Source organism: Persicobacter diffluens (genome assembly GCF_036244895.1).
Taxonomy (GTDB): domain Bacteria; phylum Bacteroidota; class Bacteroidia; order Cytophagales; family Cyclobacteriaceae; genus Persicobacter; species Persicobacter diffluens.
The window spans coordinates 96,015-108,902 of the sequence record NZ_BQKE01000001.1; the positions used below are offsets into that span (position 1 = coordinate 96,015).

Genomic DNA, 12,888 nt, shown 5'->3' on the forward strand with positions numbered 1-12,888 from the left:
GCGGACAGGTATAGGAATGTGGAGAAATGAGCCTGTAATATTTTTTGTAGCTGCTTTGAGCGCGGAATTGATGCCTGTCAGGGCATTTTTTTTTGCCCAAAATTCAGCTTTGATTAAAAATGAGTTCAAAAAAACGATGTTTGGTTTTCAAAAGTGCGTAAAAAGAAGCTTGAAAAAGGGTTTCATTTTGAAATTTGCAATTTTGTTGTGCAGATTAATAAAAGTTAACATTGGGAGTTAGTGGTTAAAAGCTGCGAAAATGAATATACCTTTTAAGGAAAGGCAGCAGAATAAGGCGAAAATTCAGGGTTAGTTTGCGAATTTGGTAATTTGAAGCCCTGAAACCTCCTGAATAGGCGATTAAAAAGATGATAATGATGCGATTTCCGTAAAATTATCCCCGTATGTTTGTAATGTAATCAATGAACAAAAAGAAAACGTTATGAAAAACATTGTAGCAATCGCCTTCGCTTTAGTAATGTCCGCTTCTTTCGCATTTGCGGGAATTAATGATACAGAAGCTGCCAAAGGAAAATCTTTCTTCCGTGTAATTGGAAATGCCAATGCAGAAACTTACAAAGTTTTGTATATGGCCAATATGGATTCTAAAGTGATCGTATCGATCTATGATGAGTCTGGAGTTTTAGTAGCGAAGACTACTGTAAAAGACAAAGAGGGTTTTATGAAGCCATTCCGTTTCGAAAATATGCCAGCAGGAGAGTATACTGTAGTGGTAAAAGACGGTTTCGGTGTGACCCGTAAGACATTTGATCACAAACCTTTTTAATTGATTCAAAGGGCGATTGCTGACGCGGGGTAGGAAGCCTGCCCCTGGCGTGAGCACCTTTTGGATCAATCGGAACATTATTAAAGTCTCGACTGTCGAGCAGCGGAAATGCCTCATAAGGGCATTTTTTTTTGTGTCTGATTTTTTGGTGAATAGGCGATCTTCTCAGCAAGCCTATGTTTTTTGAAGGCAAAACCTCCCATTATTATTGTTTTTGATAGGCTATGACCCAATGGGTTGTGGGTACATTGATTAGATCATTCCTTTTGGTCAGGAACCTTCCCTTTTTTGTAAGCAGGGACTTATGGGATTTGATGAAAGAGGCTTTTGTGACTTCCCTTGTGTTTTTCGAAGAGCCATGGTTGGCGTTTGAATCATCCTCAAAGGAATGATTTAGCCCGAATCATGCATACTTAAATCCTCGTCTAGCTGCGAGGCGGGAAAAATGAAGGAATTTTTCCTGTTTCGAGTTTTTTCCAAGGAAGCAGATGAATGAAGAGAAAGCAAGCTTGCGCAAAACCGGGCTTAAAAAACACAAAGTAACACTCCTAATGTGTTGAAAAAAAGGCGCATTGAGTTAATTTATGCGGTGCATAATTCGGGTAAGGCGGGATAAGCCCGATGGGTATGCTTATAAAAACAGACTGAAAGGAGCAGGTCTGCCTTTAAAGGCAAATCAGGAAAGTGAGTACAGGCCTATGCCGGCCAAAAGCAATATTTTCATGATCATGGTGGGCTGTTTCAGTAGGGGGATGAAGGGATCGCAGGATCTTTTGATCCGCATAAAAAAACCTCCCGAATGCTTCCGAGAGGTTTTCCTGAAAAATCAATAATTGATTAAGCTTTCACGCGATCCGCTAATGTATTGATGGCGGCCTCAATGCGGTTAGAGACTTCTTCCTTTCCAATAGTGGCAATGGTTTCGAAAAGATCAGCACCACCACCCTGTCCGGTTACCGAAACACGAAGGGATTGCATCACTTTACCCATACCAATTTCGCGGGCTTCACAAACACCTATATAAGCCGCCTTTATGTTTTCGGCACTGAAGTCCTCTACCGCTACCATGGCATTTTTGAATGCTCCGATAACTTCCACCGCTTCTTGTGTCCACTTTTTTCGGATGACTTTATCATCATACTCTTCCGGCGCCACGAAAAAATACTTTCCTTCTGAGGCAAATTGCGTTGGGTAAGTCACGCGCTCCTTCATCAGCTGCCCGATGGCACGTGCTTTCTCTTCCGAGCATTCATAACCGGCCTTTTGCGCATCTGCCAAAACAAAGGCGGTGATATCTGCTTCCGGGCGGTTTTTCAAATATTGCTGGTTATACCACTGCGCTTTTTGAATGTCAAATTTGGTCCCCGCTTTTCCTACGCGCTCAATAGAGAAGCGCTCGCAAAGCTCTTCCATGGTGAACATTTCTTCATCATTCCCCGGAGACCAACCCAACATGGCCAAAAAGTTGACCATTGTTTCCGGCAAATAACCCTGCTCACGGAAACCAATGGAGAATTCCCCTGTCCTCGGATCATTCCAGTCCAGAGGGAATACCGGATACCCTTTTTTGTCTGCATCACGCTTGGATAATTTCCCGTTTCCGTCCGGTTTCAAGATCAACGGCAGGTGCGCAAATTGCGGCATGCTGTCTTCCCAACCCAGAAAATCATACAATAACACGTGGCAAGGCGCAGAAGGCAACCACTCTTCTCCGCGAATCACATGGGTGATCCCCATCAGGTGATCATCCACTACGTTCGCCAGGTGGTAAGTTGGCATGCCATCGGATTTCAAAAGCACTTTGTCATCCACATCAATGGACATTACCTTTACCCATCCACGAACCATATCATTCAAACGGATTTCCTCTTTGCGCGGAACTTTCAAACGTACCACATAAGGCTCGCCGGCATCCATTTTCGTCTTAACCTCTTCAGCGGAGAGGGTCAGGGAATTTTTCATTTGCATGCGGGTGATGGAGTTGTATTGTGGTTGGGCCACTTTAGCTTCCATCAAACGCTCGCGCATCGCATCCAGCTCTTCCGGGGTATCAAAGGCATAATAGGCCTTGTCCTCGTCGATCAGTTGCTGTACATATTTTTGATAAATATCCTTACGCTGAGACTGAACATAAGGTCCGCATTCGCCGCCTTCTGCTCCTACGCCTTCATCTACCTGAATGCCCATCCAGTTTAAGGCTTCCAGGATGTAGGCCTCTGCCCCTTCCACAAATCGGCTTTGGTCAGTATCTTCCAATCTTAGAAGAAATTTACCACCGTGCTTGCGGGCGAATAAGTAGTTGAAAAGGGCGGTTCTGACACCACCAATGTGCAAGGCTCCGGTAGGTGAGGGAGCAAAACGAACTCTTACTTCTTTTTCCATTTATAAGGAATGATTTTTAATGTCAATATCCTGTGGCTTTGCATTGTACAAAAGCGGTACAAAGGTAACAATTCGTTACGGATTTTGAAATGAGAAGAAGGGCGGTAATTATAGGAATAAAGCAAAAAAGACAGGACCTCTGCCCTGTCTTTTTGATCCATTATCGAATTTGTCTGTTTTCAAGATCAATCGGTACGGAAGCAGGCATTTGAATCTCTCGCAGTCGGCTGGAGATGTATTTGATTTTATCCACATCTTCCTGCGGCAGGGATTTAAGGAATTCCCAGTCTAATTTAGACATTTTGATCATGCCCTCTTCATCATGACGGAAGGCATAATAGATGATCAGACTTCTCCATCGTGCAGGTGACTTGGCATTATGCTCAAGTACAAACTGCTCTTCTCTGGCTGCCAGAGCACTTCTTTGCGTGCGGGACTTGGCCCAGTAATAGCGACCGATGCGTTTAAGTTCTGCTTGTTGGTCGGCTGCCAATGCGGCCCATTCCTGCTTGAGTTCTTCCGTCAGCTGTGGTGCCATGGTCAGGCGCATATTCATCCACATGGTGGCCATGATGCGTTCCACTTTATTTTTTTGCTGATGATCTAATCCTTCATAATAGGCCAGCGCCTCTTCCTGATAGTTGGCCGGGGCCAAAGCCGGAGCTGTTATTTTTTTGACAGGAGTAACATCGTAGGCATGGGTGCTGTTTGCCAATGGTGATTGTGGTTGGCCAGCGTTCGTAGTGGTGAAGGAGGTGTCAGTTTTGGCCTTTGCAATGGCTTCTTTTATGACCATTTCCTGTGCCAGTACTTCTTTTTGACGTGTATTGATTTCGTATAATCTGAATTGATTCCCCTTCCTTTGAGAGCTAAAAAGCATGAGATCTCCCTTTTTTACAAAATAGGCATCATCCGCAAAACTGTTGATCGGTGCTCCTAAATTGTGGATGGATCCATCCTGAAACGAATAGCTGAAAATGTCCAGTCCTCCATAGGTAATATGTCCTGCGCTGCTGAAATACAGGTGATCCGAGCTTCCGTCATAGTAAGGGGCTACTTCATCCTCCTCCGTATTGACCGCTTCCAGATTTTGGGCTTTTTTCCATTCGCCATTTTTATTTTTTACCGAAAACCAGATATCAAATCCACCCTTTCCCCTTGGCCGGTTAGAGGAAAAGAAAAGGGTATCACCTGAAGAAGAAAGGTTTGGGCAGATATTGTCGTAATAAGGGTTATTGACTTTATCCTCCAATGGTTTTGGTTTGACCCAACGACCTTTTATTTTTTCCGAATACCAAATTTCGTAGGGATAATCTCGCTGGCTTTTGACGAAAAAGAAGGTATTTCCATCTGGGCTAAAAGCACCTCCCTCCTCCTGAGCGCCGGAATTGACATATCGAAAACCATCTTCTTGAGTGAAGGGAAACCATTGTCCTCCGGTATATTTAAACCTTTGGAAATTTCCTTTTTGCCGGGCATTTTCGGTGGTCACCCATAAATTTCCGGTGGTGGGGTGAATAGCCGGTGAATAAAGCGTAAAGCTGCTGTCTATTTCAGCGACCTCTCTATAGCCCATTTCCAAAATTTCTACCACCGGATCCTTCAAGGCTAATTCGCAACCCTGTATTTCCTTTTGGGATAAATCTGTCAGATATTTCGCATCCCGTTTAGCCCTTCCCTTTACCAATTTTGCCTCTTCCAAAAAAGTGTTAAATTCCTGAATGGCTAAGGGGTAATTTCCCAATTTTTTTAGACTGGCGGCATACTCAAATCGAATCAGCGGAATTTCTTCCTGATGTTGTTCAAGAATAATTTTATATACTTGAGAAGCTTCCTCTAACTGATTGGTTTCTTCATAGCATTCGGCTAATTCAAGTGCAGCAAAGGCGTCATATTCTTTAGAAAGGGCCTTTTTGTAATAGCTGATGGCTCTTGAAAATTTACCCTCATCATAGGCGATTTGTGCTCTTTCCAAATAATTGTTCCTTTGTCCAAAGGCCTCTGAGCAGTAAAGGATTATGAGGGGCAAAAATAAAAGGTAGAAAGGTCTTTTCATTTAATTGCATCAAATATTAAAAAACACCGGAAAACATAACATTTTATAATGGGCATGTTCAGCCGGTTTTTGTGTCTAAAAAGCTAATTTTAGTTTAATTTGTAGTGAAGCACCTGCCATTTGGCGCCACTTGTAATTATTTCAATTTCAAATTTAGTTTTTTTTTGATCTAATGTTGGGGATTTAAATACCGCTTTTAATGCTTTTACCTCTCAAGTATCACATCAAATTGAAACAAAGCGCAAGGTAGAAAGGTAAATATTTAAATGACTCAATGGGCGCTAAGCTGGCTAATGCAATAAAAACCTGATTGGCGCAGGGTGGAAGGGGCTGAAATGAGGAGATTTTTATTTAAATTTTAATTTAAACATTACATGAAAACGATTCGCATGATTCGGTTATTAACGGCCATTGCCTGGACAGAAGGATGTGCGGTAAGTTGTTGTCCTCGACAGTTTTCCGCCTGAATTATTCTGAAAAAAATTAAGCCTAGTCATGAAAAAGCAGTTTATAAAATCATTATTTGAATACCATCGCAATACCCCTCCTATGCCCTATCGTTCTTCCATTTGTGAGCTGATTGAGCGGATGCGTGAGTTTTTGTTTCCTCAGTTTTCTGAACACTGCATCGTGAATGAGACTCAGATTGCCGCGCAGTATGAGTTGATTTATTCCCAGGCGATAGATATCCTTTCCGGTATGGAGATGGATTTACCCAAGCCGGCAAAAGAAATCGCGGATGAGCTGTTCGATGCACTTCCGGGCATTCATGAAATGCTAAAAAAAGATGCGGAGGCCATATTTTCAGGTGATCCGGCATCCACCAGTGTGGATCAGGTCATTCGTACTTATCCAGGATTTCGGGCCATCTTCTCTCACCGCATTGCGCATGAATTGTATAGAATGAAGCTTCCCCTGCTGCCTCGGATTATTAGTGAAAATGCCCACAGCCATACGGGTATTGATATTCATCCGGGGGCAGAGATTGGAGAGCATTTTTGCATTGATCACGGCACCGGGATTGTGATCGGCGAGACCACCAAGATTGGAAAGAATGTGAAAATTTATCAGGGCGTCACATTAGGGGCTCTGAGTGTGGATAAATCGATGGCAGAAACCAAAAGACATCCCACTTTGGAAGATCATGTAGTGGTGTACGCAGGGGCAACCATTCTGGGGGGAGATACGGTGATTGGGGAAGATAGTGTGATTGGGGGGAATGTCTGGCTGACAAATTCTGTGGAAAAACACTCCATAGTTTATCACCGCCCTCAAATCGTGATGAAAAATAAGAAAGAGCTTATGAGTAAAAGTTCTTAAGCGGATTATTCCTGCTTCGCTCTTTGATTAGCCGCCGGAAGGGAAAAAAGGAAGGAATTTTCCTTATCTCAAGATTTTTCCAATAAGGCATAAGAATGAGTAGCAAGCAGGCCTCCCATAATTGGGCCATCAATACACCAGTAGGGTTCATTTTAATGCATGAGTAGTGACCCTATTAGTGTAGTGCCTGAATCTAGCCGTGAATAGTTTGGGTGACGAGATCATAAATATTCGAGAGAAGCCTCCGTAGAAATATATGGAGGCTTTTTTATTCCTTACGAATGCGCATATAATCCAATAATACCCGATTGCCTGCTTCCCGGTTGGGCTCATTAAAGGATTCCAGGCTCAGGGAGATTCGGGATCTACCTTTGGGCAGCCTTACCCGAATGCTATTGGAATAGCCCCAGTTCGACCATTCGCCATCTCCTCTTGAAGGCAATACAATGACTCCCTGATATATGCCGGATACGCTAAGTGATCTTGAGGGGCAATCTTTACCGGAATATAAGTTGCCATTACCGTTAGCATATTTGAAGTCAATCAGGTAATTCCCTTCCTGTTCCATCTCAATGGAGTAATTCACCTGTCGGTTTTTTTGGCGATCCAAAATAGCAAAACCATCTCCGGTGAATCCCTTAATATTGCTGCTTTGCCCGGTGTAAGGAATGCCGGACATGATTTTTCGGGATTGGTCTACAGAAAAAACAGGAGCTGAACCAAAAGACTCAAAGCCCATGGAGTCCAGGGCGTAAACGCAATATTCCGCCCCTTCTTCCGGGTTAGTACGGAAGCTGAATTCTTCAGAAAGGTAGGCGTAGGGCTTACCATTTTTGAGCACGGTATAAGCAATGGCGCCCGGTATGGGGTCCCATTCCAATATGCCATCAACTAATTTGGCATTGGGGGAGGACAATAATTTATGCGGCGCAATAAGGTTGATTTCTTTTTGATCGGCCAACTGTCGATCCAGTCGAATGAAAACCTCATGACTGCCCTTCATATCATTGGGGATTTCTGCTTTTGGAAACTCCACCCCATCAATAGTAAATTGAGCTATATGATGACCGAAGCCCTCAATGGTAATTTTTAAATTGTTTTCACGATATTTTACCTTATCCAGGGTATAGGTACCGGCATAAGTTTTGGGGATGTGCGGCTTAAATTCCAGTCCGGACTCATTGAAATGCATTCCAAATAATACCCGGTAAACCAAACCTAAATTTGCTGCAGCACTCCATAATTCTTTTTCTGACCTTTCCTTATGAGAAATAATGGCTCCATTGGTTCCCCTGATCGCGATAGGGTTGCTCATGCTTAGACTACTGGCTCTTAAAAGCGTGGAAATACCATATTTAACGGCTTCTTCATTGGGAATATCAGCCGCCGCCCAGGTCCAGTAGCTTTGGGCCATGGGAGCAATGTGGTCCTGCCAGCTTCCCACGGCATCCTGCATCAAAGGATAATTTAGGGGTACTCCATAGGCCAGTGTCGGAATGTTTTGAAATACCGACTGCCCTTGCTGAAGATTACTGACCTGAAAAAGGGAGGCCAGGGCTTCCGCAAAATGATTTACCCGATAAGCACTTAGCTTATGTTGCTGGCCATAAAGAAAAGCAGCATAGTATCCCCGGTCCTCCTGCCAGAAATTTTCATTGATGGCCAGCTTTAAGTTTTGTGCATATTTCCGGTAGCGATTCGGGTTTTTACCTAATAGAGCGGAGGCTTGCTCTAAAATCCTAAAAAATTGGTAATGAGCACTATTAGTGGCCAGATGGTTGGAGTTGAAAATGTCTGCCGGACTCATCCAGTTGGGATAAACGGACCACTGTGGCTTAATGCCAATATTGGCCCCTTTCAAAAGCCCGGTGTTGGGGTCCATCAGGGTGATGATATCCTGTTCAAAAATCATCTGCATGAGCGGATATGCTTTTTCCAGCCATTCCCGATCTCCCTGAATCATATACAATTCCCAGGCCGCCAAGGCCCATAATATACGGTCTGAGGAAATGGGCCATCCAAAAGACAGGCTATTTTCCGCATGAATATTCCGGCGCTCTAATTGTTCTTCCAAATGCTTCCGAAATAAATCCGGTTCAATAATGCCCAGGGATAAATATGCCGCATACCAGAGGTGTTGTTGGTTCAGGGCATTGGTCTGGAATGATTGAACCGGATTATTATGAAAGGTTTTACTGATACTTTCCACCGCCAACCGGTAGGACTGATCCAGAATAGGAATATCCGATTGAATGGAGGGGTAAAAGTAATCTGCTTTACTAGTCGCTACCCATTGGTCAGGCTGTTCCTTATTTTTTTGTTCCAGGGCAATATTGAGGTAAAACAGGCCCTTTTCGTCGGGTCCTCTCATGATTAAATCGCGACGGGACTGTAAGTCGGGAAGCAATACTGATTGGCCGGGTAAATTACATAGGAGGTAAATATTGTGGAGGTCATCCTCATAAAGGCGTTCCTGTTCAAAATCATAATAGCCCTTCTCCGAAAATGATTGGAGGATGGCAGAAAGGTCCAGCTGAAAAGAGATGGTTTTTAAAGGAGTGGTGGAGGCTTGCTGATTTTTTTGATTCAGCTGCTCTGCTTTCCCGTAAGTGCTGATGGGGCATTCTAAATGCCCATTGATATCCGGGCTGATCTCTACTTCATGAAAGTTTTGACCCTGAAATTCCAAAATTTTCCCATTAATAATAAAGGTGTATCGCAGGCTGGGAGGAAGGGACTGCTGTTTGTTTTTGAAGTAATTACTATGAATACCAGCAGAAGAGGTTTCAGCGCCCAAGGCCCCCTCTTTGACCATATGCCGGTTGAGGGTAAAAGTACTGTTTTTGTATAAAGGAGAATCCCCGGAATGGGAGTTACAGCCTATTATTAGGGTAAGGGCAAAAAGTAAAACAACCGCTTTTTGGATCATATTCAATTATTTGGCCTAAATTAAAGGGTTTAGAAAAAGCTTTCTCAGGTTGGCAATCAAAAATATCTTAAATTTACCGCGGTTTAATCAATTGGCTATGAGATTTTATAAATACTTTTTGCTTTCCTGCTTTATTTTCTGCCTTGGGGAGTTAAAAGCGCAGCAGTTTATTGGAGTTCGGGGTGCCGGAGCGGTTTCTTCTGTAGGTTATACCAATAATGTAGAGACGAATCAGACACTTTTCACGACTTTTATCCCGGCTTATTCGGGTGGGGTATTTTATCGGCTATATACTTCTCCAAATGCCGGTTTGCAGATAGGCTTGGATTACTCAAAGAAAGGCTTTGCGGAGCGAGTACCAGAGAGTCGAAAAATTGGGGATAACCCGCAAACCGAAAGCATAGCGGCGGATTACACTTATTTGGAGGTACCGCTTATGTCCAGCTTTTATGTATTTAAAGGCTCTACCAAGGTGGTGATCAATTTAGGACCCTATTTTGCCTATCAGTTGTCTAATGTTCAAAAAGTGATTGATGTAGAGACCGGGAATATTATCTCTGAAGAGCAAATTGAATACGATGATTTTCGGGATAATCGTTTTGATTTGGGCATCCGGGCTGAAATTGGAATGTTGCAATCCTTTGGGCAGAGCTCGGTAGAACTTACCGGCATATTCAGTGTTGGCCTCAAAAATATCATTAATCCGGATTATCCTGGCGCTCCATATGGTACGCTCAATATTTTTGCGGGGGTTCAAATGGCTTATTTATTTCAGTTTGACATGTTTAAGGAGCGATTTCCTTTCGTGGATAGAAGGAAAAAAATGAAATAACTGGAGTCAGGGCGCTGTAAACTATTATGGTAGCCTCCAGTGACGCTTACTTTAGGATTAACCTTATAACTTGAGCAGCATGGGGAGGTCGCAGGCGGCATGGCCAGTATTTCCCATGGATTTTTCCAGTTTTTGAAAACCGTATTTTTCATAAAGGAGGACCGCCTCCTTTAAACTTGGGAGAGTTTCTAAATATACCTGCTGGTAAGCTTGTGATCGGGCAAAATGCAAGCATTGCTCCATCAGCATTTTTCCCAGCCCTTTTCCTCTTGCAGATGCCTTTAGAAATATTCTTTGTAATTCACAGGTCTTTTGATGCTCGCCAATTAAAGGTGCAATTCCGGCTCCACCAAGAATTTGATGGTTTTCTTCAATCACAAAATAGGCTGAGTCCTCCTGCTGGTATTGATCGCTCATATGATCCAGAATGGGGTCAAAATAAATGGTTCCGGCTTTATTCTCCCCATATTCTTCCAGGCTTTTGCGGATGATGTGGGCGATGGCTTTATCATCGTTTTGGGTGATTTCTCGAATAATCATGATTAAAAATAAAAAAGCAGTAAGGAGAATGGTACTCTTTACTGCTTTCTTTTTGTTCTTATGCCTGGTTTTACTCGATTTCAGCCGTAATATTGACCTCAATATTGCCACTAGTTGCCTTTGAATATGGGCATACCTTATGCGCTTCCTCTACCAAGGCTTGTGCTTGCTCCTCGCTAACCCCGGGAATTATAGCTTTAAGATCAACGGCCAATCCAAATCCGGTATCATCTTTTCCTAAATGAACCGTAGTCGTCACCCGGCTTTGCCCCGTTTTAATCTTTTGATTGCCTATTACCAGATTCAGTGCAGAACTGAAGCAGGCCGCATAGCCTGAGGCAAATAGCTGCTCCGGATTGGTGGTACCTGCTTGTTCCGCTCCTCCCAAAGATTTCGGAACACTAAGGCCAGTATCAATTACTCCGTCACTGCTTTTTACTTTACCATCTCTTCCTCCTGTGGCTTCGGCGGAAGCGGTATACAACTTTTTGAATCCCATGTTTGTGTTTAATTATATCGCTTAAAATTAAATCGTGTGCGATATAATAAGAAACTGAAATTTATCGTTTGGGTTTCAGTTTGAGTAGAAATTTTAATTATTTTTTAGCATCTGCGGTAGACATAGACCCTGTCTTTCCCCTTAAGCTCATTTTGGTGCTCTGCTTCCGGCTTAAATCCACAAGAAAGAAAAATCATTTCCGAGGCGGTATTGCGCGTGTCAACATAGGCTTTGACACATTTGAAACGCATGGTTTTGATGGCATGGCGCATGAGTCCTTTGGCTAATTCAAAGCCATAACCTTTGCCCCAGAATTCCTTTTGAAGACGGATGCCCAACTCTTCCTCTTCCTTACTGTTTTTGTAAATTAAACAAACCCCTATGAATTGCTTGCTCAGCTTATCTTCCACCGCCCACATCCAGTAATCATTTAAGTGCTTATTGTAGGCCTCAATAACCGTTTTTAATTTAGCCTCCCCTTCCCGAGAATGATAAGCTTTGCCGGTGACATACTCCATTACCTCCTGGTCCCCAACTAATTTTTGGAAATCCTTTAAGTCGTGCCAATCCAACTTTCGGATACGCAGTCGATTAGTCTCAAACTTCACCTCATAGGAAGGGTCTGCCGGACGGATGGGTTGATCTTGCGTTGAATAATTGAGGGCCGTACTCATCATGACTAGTAATTTTCAGCTATTTACACAATTGGCGTCAATATTTGAAAATTATTGGTTGTTTTTTGATGAAAATAATAACAAAAAAGGAGAATCTATGTGAAAATAGAATTCTCCTTTTTTATTTACAATCGCTTAAGGCAATATTAAAATCCTATTTACTGAATAGGGATTTCCATATTATTGCCGCGATAATGCCACCAATGATGGGGCCTACCCAAAATAGCCAAAGCTGGGATAGAGCATCTCCCCCTACAAATAGTGCTGGGCCTAATGAACGTGCGGGGTTTACGGAGGTATTGGTTACAGGAATTGTGACAAGGTGAATCATGACTAATGCTAAGCCTATCGCGATTCCTGCGAATCCTTCGGGTGCCTGTTCGCTGGTAGCACCAAAAATGACCAAAAGAAATAAAGCCGTGAACACGATCTCGGCTACCAGGCCGGCGATCATGGAATAACCATCCGGAGAGCCCGTTCCATATCCGTTGGCGGCCAGTCCGTTTGCACTAATGTCATAATCCGGGTTGCCGTTGGCAATAAAATAGATAATACCGGCCCCGACAGCTGCCCCCAAACATTGCGATACAATGTAGCCTAAGGCATCCTGAGTGGATAATTTACCGGCGACGGTCATGGAGATGGAAATGGCCGGGTTGATATGGCAGCCCGAGATTGGTCCTATGGTATAGACCATGGTCAGTACCGAAAGACCGAATGCGAAGGATACGCCCATAAAGCCGATGTGGCCACCGGCAAAAACGGCCGAACCACAACCCACCAGTACCAGTACCATGGTTCCGATGAATTCGGCAAAATATTTAGTAGTAGCTTTTACTTCCATTAGATTATTGTTTTTATTCATTTAA

General features: G+C 43.3%; 11 protein-coding genes. 4 read left to right on the forward strand and 7 right to left on the reverse strand.

The window, feature by feature from the left end; all coding sequences use genetic code 11:
* Window positions 1-442: 442 nt before the first annotated feature.
* Both AAA970_RS00365 and AAA970_RS00370 read left to right on the forward strand, forming a co-directional pair.
* The gene (locus tag AAA970_RS00365; RefSeq protein ID WP_053406327.1) at window positions 443-787 is read left to right on the forward strand and encodes a hypothetical protein; all 345 of its coding nucleotides are present in this window, start codon (window positions 443-445) and stop codon (window positions 785-787) included.
* Between the two features lie 584 nt (window positions 788-1,371).
* Window positions 1,372-1,620 carry a hypothetical protein gene (locus AAA970_RS00370; RefSeq protein WP_338235559.1) on the forward strand — a complete coding sequence of 83 codons (249 nt, stop codon included), beginning with the start codon at window positions 1,372-1,374 and terminating at the stop codon, window positions 1,618-1,620.
* Window positions 1,621-1,624: 4 nt separating this feature from the next.
* On the opposite strand, the gene gltX is transcribed toward AAA970_RS00370, so the two are convergent.
* A complete protein-coding gene (gene gltX, locus AAA970_RS00375) occupies window positions 1,625-3,169 on the reverse strand; it encodes a glutamate--tRNA ligase (RefSeq protein ID WP_338235560.1) in 1,545 nt (514 codons plus the stop codon).
* Between the two features lie 160 nt (window positions 3,170-3,329).
* Window positions 3,330-5,144: a tetratricopeptide repeat protein gene (locus tag AAA970_RS00380; RefSeq protein WP_338235561.1), complete on the reverse strand. Its 1,815-nt coding sequence runs from the start codon at window positions 5,142-5,144 to the stop codon at window positions 3,330-3,332.
* Between the two features lie 576 nt (window positions 5,145-5,720).
* On the opposite strand from AAA970_RS00380, the gene epsC reads away from it, so the two are divergent.
* Window positions 5,721-6,545, forward strand: coding sequence for a serine O-acetyltransferase EpsC (gene epsC / locus AAA970_RS00385; protein WP_053406324.1), 825 nt, complete (start codon window positions 5,721-5,723; stop codon window positions 6,543-6,545).
* Window positions 6,546-6,813: 268 nt separating this feature from the next.
* Here epsC and AAA970_RS00390 read toward each other — a convergent pair whose 3' ends face one another.
* Entirely contained in the window at window positions 6,814-9,474 is a 2,661-nt protein-coding gene (locus tag AAA970_RS00390; protein WP_338235562.1) for an alpha-L-rhamnosidase-related protein, read from the reverse strand.
* Between the two features lie 97 nt (window positions 9,475-9,571).
* On the opposite strand from AAA970_RS00390, the gene AAA970_RS00395 reads away from it, so the two are divergent.
* Window positions 9,572-10,306: an outer membrane beta-barrel protein gene (locus tag AAA970_RS00395; RefSeq protein ID WP_338235563.1), complete on the forward strand. Its 735-nt coding sequence runs from the start codon at window positions 9,572-9,574 to the stop codon at window positions 10,304-10,306.
* A gap of 63 nt (window positions 10,307-10,369) precedes the next feature.
* On the opposite strand, the gene AAA970_RS00400 is transcribed toward AAA970_RS00395, so the two are convergent.
* The 4 genes from AAA970_RS00400 to aqpZ form a co-directional block, all read right to left on the reverse strand.
* On the reverse strand, window positions 10,370-10,846 hold the full coding sequence (locus AAA970_RS00400) for a GNAT family N-acetyltransferase (protein WP_338235564.1): 477 nt from the start codon (window positions 10,844-10,846) through the stop codon (window positions 10,370-10,372).
* A 70-nt stretch (window positions 10,847-10,916) separates the two neighbouring features.
* A complete protein-coding gene (locus AAA970_RS00405; protein WP_338235565.1) occupies window positions 10,917-11,345 on the reverse strand; it encodes an organic hydroperoxide resistance protein in 429 nt (142 codons plus the stop codon).
* 104 nt (window positions 11,346-11,449) lie between these two features.
* Window positions 11,450-12,022, reverse strand: a complete 573-nt coding sequence (locus tag AAA970_RS00410; protein ID WP_338235566.1) for a GNAT family N-acetyltransferase — start codon at window positions 12,020-12,022, stop codon at window positions 11,450-11,452.
* 151 nt (window positions 12,023-12,173) lie between these two features.
* Window positions 12,174-12,863, reverse strand: coding sequence for an aquaporin Z (aqpZ, locus tag AAA970_RS00415; protein WP_060687303.1), 690 nt, complete (start codon window positions 12,861-12,863; stop codon window positions 12,174-12,176).
* Between the last annotated feature and the right edge of the window lie 25 nt (window positions 12,864-12,888).

Bases quoted from the DNA above. Each gene is read 5' to 3' on its own strand.
- AAA970_RS00365 (WP_053406327.1), top strand. From the start codon at position 443: ATGAAAAACATTGTAGCAATCGCCTTCGCTTTAGTAATGTCCGCTTCT.
- AAA970_RS00370 (WP_338235559.1), top strand. From the start codon at position 1,372: ATGCGGTGCATAATTCGGGTAAGGCGGGATAAGCCCGATGGGTATGCT.
- gltX (WP_338235560.1), bottom strand. From the start codon at position 3,169: ATGGAAAAAGAAGTAAGAGTTCGTTTTGCTCCCTCACCTACCGGAGCC.
- epsC (WP_053406324.1), top strand. From the start codon at position 5,721: ATGAAAAAGCAGTTTATAAAATCATTATTTGAATACCATCGCAATACC.
- AAA970_RS00390 (WP_338235562.1), bottom strand. From the start codon at position 9,474: ATGATCCAAAAAGCGGTTGTTTTACTTTTTGCCCTTACCCTAATAATA.
- AAA970_RS00395 (WP_338235563.1), top strand. From the start codon at position 9,572: ATGAGATTTTATAAATACTTTTTGCTTTCCTGCTTTATTTTCTGCCTT.
- AAA970_RS00400 (WP_338235564.1), bottom strand. From the start codon at position 10,846: ATGATTATTCGAGAAATCACCCAAAACGATGATAAAGCCATCGCCCAC.
- AAA970_RS00405 (WP_338235565.1), bottom strand. From the start codon at position 11,345: ATGGGATTCAAAAAGTTGTATACCGCTTCCGCCGAAGCCACAGGAGGA.
- AAA970_RS00410 (WP_338235566.1), bottom strand. From the start codon at position 12,022: ATGATGAGTACGGCCCTCAATTATTCAACGCAAGATCAACCCATCCGT.
- aqpZ (WP_060687303.1), bottom strand. From the start codon at position 12,863: ATGGAAGTAAAAGCTACTACTAAATATTTTGCCGAATTCATCGGAACC.